The following is a 7,683-nucleotide window of genomic DNA, read 5'->3' on the forward strand; positions in this document are numbered from 1 at the left end:
GTTCAGAATGGGATTTTTTTAACCTTTCAAGTATCTTAAAAGAACTTGTACCTATAATCTTTTACTCCGGCAAGCTCTTCCATTGCCATCATTATCATATAAGCAGTTCTTTGAGAAGCACTCGCTGTAATTTCATTTTGGTAACGGGTGTAATCAGCTATTTCAGTCGCCGGTATTATGCTATTAAGCTTGGCTACGATCACTCCTATATCTTCGGATATAGGCTCTGTCATATCTCCTGAGTTTTGAAGACCAAAGACTGCGCCAATTGCTTTAGGGGCAAAACCAATGCCTGGCAACACACTCGCGTTCATCTTCAAATCAGGAGTTGTCCCAATAGAAGCATCAGGATAAATTTCTTTAATGGCCTCTAATGTCTCCAATCCTTTGATTTTTTCTTTTATTATTTCTGCCTTCTTCTCATTTCTCAAGGCGATAGTGGCTTGTGCCCTAATTTCAGGGTTTTGTATTGTTCCCTCTCCTTCCTCAGTCATTCCCGTCAATAACGCAACAACATAGGCGTCATCCAACTCAAAAACAGTGGATACTTTTCCAATGGAAGCATCATTGAATGCCCATCTCACGATTTCCCTAGCAGAGGCCATATTGTTTAGCGTCCTTGCATTGGCTCCCACATTATTGGCAACCAATACCTGGTAATTCTCGGTACTTGCATTTTCTTCAAATGAAGCTGCATCATCAGAATTGGCTGCAAAGAAATCTGCATTTCTGAAAATATCATTTCTGGTAATATCACTGGCAATAAGCTCTAGCTCAAGAACAGCTACTTTTTGATGCTTGGTCTGAGGCAATTCGGTAACCTTGATGATATGGTATCCATATTCCGTTTCCACCAATTTATTAATTACACCAAGAGATTTGGTAGCAAAAACGGCATCAGCAAATTCGGTAACAAAATTATCTTTAAAAAACCATCCAAGATCACCTCCTCGTTGGGCTGTTCCGTCTTGCCCGTATTGAGCAGCTGCCACCTCGAAGTTTCCGGTTTCATTCACCTCATCCAAAACTTCTTGAGCTCTGGCTTTCACTTCTGCTTTGGCATCCTCATCCATTCCTTCAGTACTCAAAAGAATATGACTGGCTCTCATTCTGGCCGGACCTTCATAGCTATCTGTAATTTTATAACTCACATAACTTGAATTATTACTCAAGAACGGCCCATATACTACGCCTACTTCAGGATCATCCACGTTGTTAGTGAAATTAACAGGCAATGGATCTCCGGGATTAACCGTAACAAATGGATTGGCTGCTTCTGAATTTCTAATTACAAATGCAGAATCTGATGGTGTCTCTTTTAGCTCTACTGTTAAATTGTTAATCGTTTCCAAGGTTGTGGCGGAATCTTCAGCACTTGGCTGTAAGGGGAAGCGAACATACTTAACGCTTCTACTTTCTTCCACTTTATATTTATCTTGGTTTTCATTAATAAAAGACTTTATCTCTCCCTCTGAAAGAGAAACAACAGAATCAGACACTGCATAGTACGGAATTTGAATATGACTAACATCCGCGATGGTATTGGCCATTTTGTGTTGCATTTTGGCTTCCACAGAAGTAGCATACTCGGAAGTAGCCAACATATTGTCATATTTGATTCTTAATCTGGAGTCTGCAAACAACTGTTCTTGTTGCGCCCAAAACATTTGTTGTTGTGGATCGGCAGATTCTAGGGATTGAAGAAAGGTGATCAACTGAGACCTATCAAATTCACCTGTTTCCGGATTTGTTAATTGTCTTCTTAGTTCTCCGATGATGTTTTTACCTTGAACCATATCAACAAGCTCTTCATCAGAAACCTCTAGGCCTAACTCTTCATATTGTTGGGCAAATATTTTTTCAACAATAAGCGCTTGCCATGCTTGGTCTCTGATACTTGAAAGTTCATTCTCAGAAGGGGTTCTCCCAGTGTTTTGCTGAAAACTGAGTTTGGTTTGTTCAATTTTCTGAACATACTCTTCGTAGGAAATGTCTTCTCCTGCAATTTCGCCAACAGTCGTTCTGCTGGATCCCAATAACATGGAGTTGGGTCCTAAAAGGTCACCTCCTACTAAAAAGAATATAAGTCCTACAGCGATCACACCGATCGCAAGACCTGTTCTTTGTCTAATTTCTTTAATTAATGCCATTCTCCTATTTTTTGAAGTGTCGCAAAATAATTACATATAGTGGTAAATTCAAAATATTACCGCATCTATAAATAAAGTATTTCTACAACGTTGATTATTCTATCTTAATTTTTACTGTATCTATTCGATGATCTTGCTTGGAAACGATGGTAAAAGTAAAAGGTCCATAGCTAACAAATTCTCCTTTTTGAGGAATACTTTCTGTCAAGGAGAGTATAAATCCCGCCAGTGTTTCAAACTCTCCTTCAGGCAAATTCCATTCATATTTTTCATTCAGGTAATCAATTTCATGTCTAGCGCTGAGCAGATACTCTCCATCAGCAACTTTTTGATCAATTAAATCATCGTTATCATATTCATCTTCTATCTCTCCAAAAATCTCCTCTATGATATCTTCCATGCTCACTATCCCACTTGTACCGCCAAACTCATCCACTACCAAGGCAAGGCTCTTCCGCTCTTTTATAAATTGAACCAATAATTCATTGGCCAAAGCAGATTCGGGAACAATAATGATAGGGGTCAAAATGTCTTCTATTTCTTTGGGCTTTTTGAATAGCTCAAGGTGATGACAATAACCTATTACATCATCAATGGTTTCTTTATAAATAATAATTTTTGAATGCCCACTTTCTACAAACAATTCTCTTAAATCGGAAATAGGGTCTTCCACCTCCATCGCCACTATATCTGTTCGCGGGACCATGCATTCTCTAACCTTTACTTTTTTAAAGTCTACAGCATTGTCAAAAATTTTGGCATCAATGTCAATATCCTCCCCTTTGGTGTCCATATAGTTTTGGATAAAACTATTTAGATCTGTGATGGTATAGGCAGGTTTATCATCATTATAGTCCAGATTAAGCACCTTAACGATAACAAATTTAGACAGCCCTACTACCACCCACACTACCGGATACATCAAATAGTAAATCACAGCAAATGGCAAAGAGAAAAAGGCAAGCAACCTATTGGGATTCAGTATAAAAATACTCTTTGGAATAAATTCTGCAGTAACCAATACTATCAGGGTAGACAATATGGTTTGAACAATCATAATCCCTGCTTGCGTATTGATCGCTTCGGGTAAAAACAAACTCAAAGGTGGCTCTAATAAATAGGCCATAAAAATACCATAAAGCACCAAACTAATGGTGTTTCCCATCAAGGAAGTACCAATAAACTGTCCGGGATTCTGGATAAACCCGGCTAAAATTTTCCCGGAAAACTTACCTTGTTTTCCCTGAAGTTCTATCTGCAAACGGTTGGCTGACACAAAGGCAATTTCCATTCCTGAAAACAAAGCAGAAAAAAACAGACTGATGAGTACTAAAAGCAAATAATTACTGTCCATTAATTTTTCTTGCGTTTACTTTTATGCTTACCCGGCTTTTTTTCTTCCGGCTTTGACTCTTCCATTTTATTCCTTTGGTACATGTGCCAAAATAAAAGCACTATAGCAAACATGAAAAGTGGATAAGAAGCCACGATTCCTGCCTTTATGGTTAAATGAGCTCCTATCACCACCAAGGCGGCTGCTAGAGATAATAAAACTGCACTACTTATTTTCATTTTATTATTTTAAAGAACATTATCTATTACGCCCGACACCTTTGTAAACTTATACTGATTGAATCCTTCATCAGCTTCCATCCCTGTTCCTTTGATAATTCGGTCAGGCTCTTCCACCGTAACAAATTTGTCAGTATAAATTTTCTTTTTGTTTTTGTCCCAAAACAGCTCTTCGGAATTTAATTTCTGTTCTTTTTCAATGTTATGTACCTGCACATCACCTTCCCCTCTATAAATATTGGTTTTTCTCTCCATATAGCCTCTATCGGCGCGAATGGTTGTGCTTAATTCACCTTCCTTATCGTAGAAATGAATGACTATCCCATCAGGAAATTCCGCATCACCATTTCTAAATTCCAGCTGCGTGTCGGCCATTAACTTGGTCCTTACAATCGCCGAGTCACTGTGAAGAAGTTCCACTTCATAACTTGTCCGGTAAGGGCCTTCATAGGTAGCCAATTGGGTTTTATCCACATCCTCTCTGCAGGCAACACTACCCAATACAGCCACAGCAAACCACAGACATCTAAAACCTGTACTTGTTGCACTAATTTTAGTCACCTTTCCAAAGATTTGACGGCACAAATATCGAATGCTCAAACTATTACTAAACATAATTTCCCTACAAAGGTAAGGACATTTTGGGAGGAATTTTATTTTTTCAAGGTGGATTATCCATGACCACTCATAAGTCTTACCTAAAATTGAGGTAATCGGCGAAAAACATCCGGCAAATGGATTAAGGGTTTTTAACCGGAAACATACAACAGCCCTTCTATTTAGGACAAAATTGCTTCAAGGAGCCGGATTTCCTTGTGATTTAACACCCGCTGAGAAAGTTCCGGACAGCCATCCTGAATCCTCTAACATAAGAATGGTTTAACAAAAAAGTGTCTTGTGATTACCATAGAATCACAATGCGTCGATAGGGTTAAATAAAAAAAGACGGTAATTATACCGTCTTTTTTTATTCTATGATTGGATAATAATTTTATACTTAATCTCTGGAAGCTAAAGTAACCGTCTGGCCTACCCAGCAACCGGTGTTGATGGTTTGACCTACCTGGTATCCTTCTGTAAACAACTCCTCCTTAGAAGGGAACCTTGCTTTGGCATTGGCCATGCCTTTGCTGTCTCCTGCCACTGCGTAGGCATTGTAAGCCGCGATAAAGATAGAATAATCTTTTACTCTACTTTGACCTCCTTTACAGATGGATGCAGATGACATAATTAAACCTCCTACGAATGAGTAGGCATCACTTTTTAACTCTTCATTTAGCTCAGCTGCCTTCAATGCGGAAGATCTGGCTTGACCTCTACGACCTAGGTTCGCATGAACTTTAGCCATATCCCATTGGATTTCAGCTCTTTCCTCGTCAGTACTTGCCAAAGTTAAGGCTTTTTCGAAAAGCTCACCAGCTTTCTCATATTCTTGGTTCTGCATGTATCGCATACCCCTTACCTGAGAAGTGGTAAAAGTAGGATTGTCGTTGTCTATGGTTTCAAGTGCCATTAGGAAAACATCACTACTTGTACATTTTTGTTTAATTGCGTACTGAAATATTTGTTTTGCCAACTTTAGGTTGGTAGGATCTTCAGCCAATTTAGGTCCCATATTCTTCTCGATAAAATCACAATTGATAATTTCCATGGCATTTAACAACTGATCGAGGGTACCTCTTGAAGTTGTAACATCACTTCCTGCGGCTTCATCTTCATCAAGCTTACTCATGATGAATTCATATTTCTCAATAACTTCTTCCGGAGAATAAGCTTTATTGTACATGAAATTCCTGTAGACTGCATCAAAATAGGCTGCATTCAGTTGAGAAGGATCTAATTTCCCATGAATATCTATTGCTTTTTCGAAAAGGTCAGTAACAATTCCAATCTTCTCCTTATTGCCTTTATAGTATCTATAGGCGTAATAAGCTTTATTTACGATCCATTGAGGCTCGTTATCATAAAGCTCTTTTCTCAAATCATAAATGGTTAAGACAGAATCTTGATAGGTACTAATCTCTGCCTCGTCTGTGGCCTGCTTGGAAGCACCATCATAGACTGTTACACCATTAATATAAAGGGCCTCATTTAAATCGGGAACATTGACAAGCAACCAATTCAAGGGAGCTTTAGCCTTTATAAAATCTTCCGAATTCATGTAATCATTATACGCAGCGTTTAGCTCTCTTGCTTTTTGTTCCATTTCTGGATCATCCGGAAAATTCCATCCGTCCTGGGCTTGAGCTAGTCCAACCATGAGGAAGGACAAACATCCGATAATTGCAATTTTAATTTTCATGTTTGTCAACATCATTCAAATACTTTTTTGTAAAACCAACTGTTGTCATTTATTGATAACCCTAAAGAAACTTTTATATAATTTTCTCTAACTAATCCATCATTTACTGTTCCTCTTGTTCCTGCCTTCAATGCCAAATTCAATAGGGATAGACTGTATATCGGAATTGAAGTACCAAAATTAATGCCAATATCATCCACATTATTTTGATTCACCTGAAAAGGTAGTCGTTCGTATTCAATCCCTGCCCTAATTGTAGACCTGCTCAGCAAACTTTCAAGAGAAAAGGCATTGGGTATATATTGCCCACCAATTGAAATTTTATAGGCTTTTCCCATATTTTCGCTTGATGAAGAAGCATTAAAAGCCTGATAGGTGGAAAAATCCTGAAATTGGGCTTCAACACCAACCGCAAATTTATTAATTTTTTCATAAGTTACACCATACCCTAGCTTTGCAGGTATGAAAACACTTCCGGAAATATTATCAGCGATAACGTCTCCCACACTATTTGGTATGCTAGCTTGGCCAGATTCTGCCATTTTCGCAAATTCACTTCCATTAACGTTACCAAATACCTGATAAATGGCACCCACATTTAGATATTGTTGGTTACCTAATGGTTGGGCATAATATATCCCACCTTTAAATACTACATCACTAAAGGTAAGTCTTTCGTAATATTCTGAAGAAATACCTACTGCATTTAGGTCGGCATCCAAAAGGTTTAATTGATTGGTTCGTATGGTGGAACCGAAGGTATAAGCTCCTTCTACGCCCAAACTTAAATTTTTGTATACCTGAAAACCACTCTGTAAATAAACCTGGCTCAAACCTCCTGTCCCAACGATGGTGTTATTGGATATTAAGTCTGTATTGACTACCGGAGAATTGACCGTAATATTATAATCCACTCCGGTCAATTGGTTGAGACCAATACCCATGGTGAACTTTCGGGGGATTAAGGGAAAGGACATGGCCACATAGCTTAAGCCTCCGCCATCCAAATCTTCCGAAGACAGCTCCGTTGCCGCAGTCAATTTATTATAATTGAAAGCAGCTTGAAAACCGAAAGCTCCATTTTTTACAGAAACCGCAGGATTGACATGGTTTACGCTGTAGCTATTTCCAAAGCTCACGCCCATTCCTCCCATTCCTTGGTTCTGGGTGAGTCCAGAATTATTGAACACACCGATACCTAAAGAACTATAGGTAGAAGATGAAAACTGACCGTAACTGATATGGTGGATAGCAAAACATCCCATGAATAAAATCAGGGTTGCTACATGTATTTTATTTTTCAACATTGTATATTAAGATTCTGTCCAATCCGTACAGGACCAAATTGGGGATTACAAATATGTGGTCTTTTATTAAGCTTTCAAAGATTTCTGCATCTCCACCACAAATAAAGACCTCTACATGACCAAATTCCTCCCTATATCGCTGAATAAAACCTTTTATTTCTTCTGCTATTCCGTGGTAAGTTCCTGAAGCCATACAAGAGACTGTATCGGTACCTAAATAAGGAATCTCCTGGTTTTGAACATTTATTAGCGGTAATCTGGCAGTGAATTCATGCATTGCTCTAGCTCTCATTTTCAGTCCCGGAGAAATAGCACCTCCCAAATAAATATTTTTTTTATTTAAGAAATCATA

At 38.4% G+C, this 7,683-nt stretch carries 7 protein-coding genes; all 7 read right to left on the reverse strand.

Translation table 11 applies throughout. From position 1 onward, the window contains the following. Positions 1-35: 35 nt before the first annotated feature. Entirely contained in the window at positions 36-2,150 is a 2,115-nt protein-coding gene (locus AAC037_RS14760) for a SurA N-terminal domain-containing protein (RefSeq protein ID WP_339903702.1), read from the reverse strand. A gap of 94 nt (positions 2,151-2,244) precedes the next feature. Continuing rightward, positions 2,245-3,504, reverse strand: coding sequence for a hemolysin family protein (locus AAC037_RS14765; RefSeq protein WP_303613006.1), 1,260 nt, complete (start codon positions 3,502-3,504; stop codon positions 2,245-2,247). Further along, the gene (locus AAC037_RS14770) at positions 3,504-3,722 is read right to left on the reverse strand and encodes a hypothetical protein (protein ID WP_303613007.1); all 219 of its coding nucleotides are present in this window, start codon (positions 3,720-3,722) and stop codon (positions 3,504-3,506) included. Before AAC037_RS14770 ends, AAC037_RS14765 begins: the two co-directional genes overlap by 1 nt. Positions 3,723-3,731: 9 nt before the next feature. After that, positions 3,732-4,337 carry an LPS export ABC transporter periplasmic protein LptC gene (gene lptC / locus AAC037_RS14775; RefSeq protein ID WP_339903703.1) on the reverse strand — a complete coding sequence of 202 codons (606 nt, stop codon included), beginning with the start codon at positions 4,335-4,337 and terminating at the stop codon, positions 3,732-3,734. A 382-nt stretch (positions 4,338-4,719) separates the two neighbouring features. Continuing rightward, a complete protein-coding gene (locus tag AAC037_RS14780) occupies positions 4,720-6,024 on the reverse strand; it encodes a tetratricopeptide repeat protein (RefSeq protein ID WP_339903704.1) in 1,305 nt (434 codons plus the stop codon). 11 nt (positions 6,025-6,035) lie between these two features. Further along, a complete protein-coding gene (locus AAC037_RS14785) occupies positions 6,036-7,331 on the reverse strand; it encodes a hypothetical protein (protein WP_339903705.1) in 1,296 nt (431 codons plus the stop codon). Continuing rightward, a partial coding sequence (locus AAC037_RS14790) for a type III pantothenate kinase (protein ID WP_339903706.1) occupies positions 7,318-7,683 on the reverse strand: 366 nt, incomplete at its 5' end. The genes AAC037_RS14790 and AAC037_RS14785, both read right to left, overlap by 14 nt.

This window comes from uncultured Cyclobacterium sp., assembly GCF_963976465.1.
GTDB lineage: Bacteria > Bacteroidota > Bacteroidia > Cytophagales > Cyclobacteriaceae > Cyclobacterium.

What these genes read in the sequence shown, in the direction of transcription:
- AAC037_RS14770 (WP_303613007.1), bottom strand. Translation starts at nt 3,722, where the DNA reads ATGAAAATAAGTAGTGCAGTTTTATTATCTCTAGCAGCCGCCTTGGTG.
- AAC037_RS14780 (WP_339903704.1), bottom strand. Translation starts at nt 6,024, where the DNA reads ATGAAAATTAAAATTGCAATTATCGGATGTTTGTCCTTCCTCATGGTT.
- AAC037_RS14760 (WP_339903702.1), bottom strand. Translation starts at nt 2,150, where the DNA reads ATGGCATTAATTAAAGAAATTAGACAAAGAACAGGTCTTGCGATCGGT.
- AAC037_RS14785 (WP_339903705.1), bottom strand. Translation starts at nt 7,331, where the DNA reads ATGTTGAAAAATAAAATACATGTAGCAACCCTGATTTTATTCATGGGA.
- lptC (WP_339903703.1), bottom strand. Translation starts at nt 4,337, where the DNA reads ATGTTTAGTAATAGTTTGAGCATTCGATATTTGTGCCGTCAAATCTTT.
- AAC037_RS14765 (WP_303613006.1), bottom strand. Translation starts at nt 3,504, where the DNA reads ATGGACAGTAATTATTTGCTTTTAGTACTCATCAGTCTGTTTTTTTCT.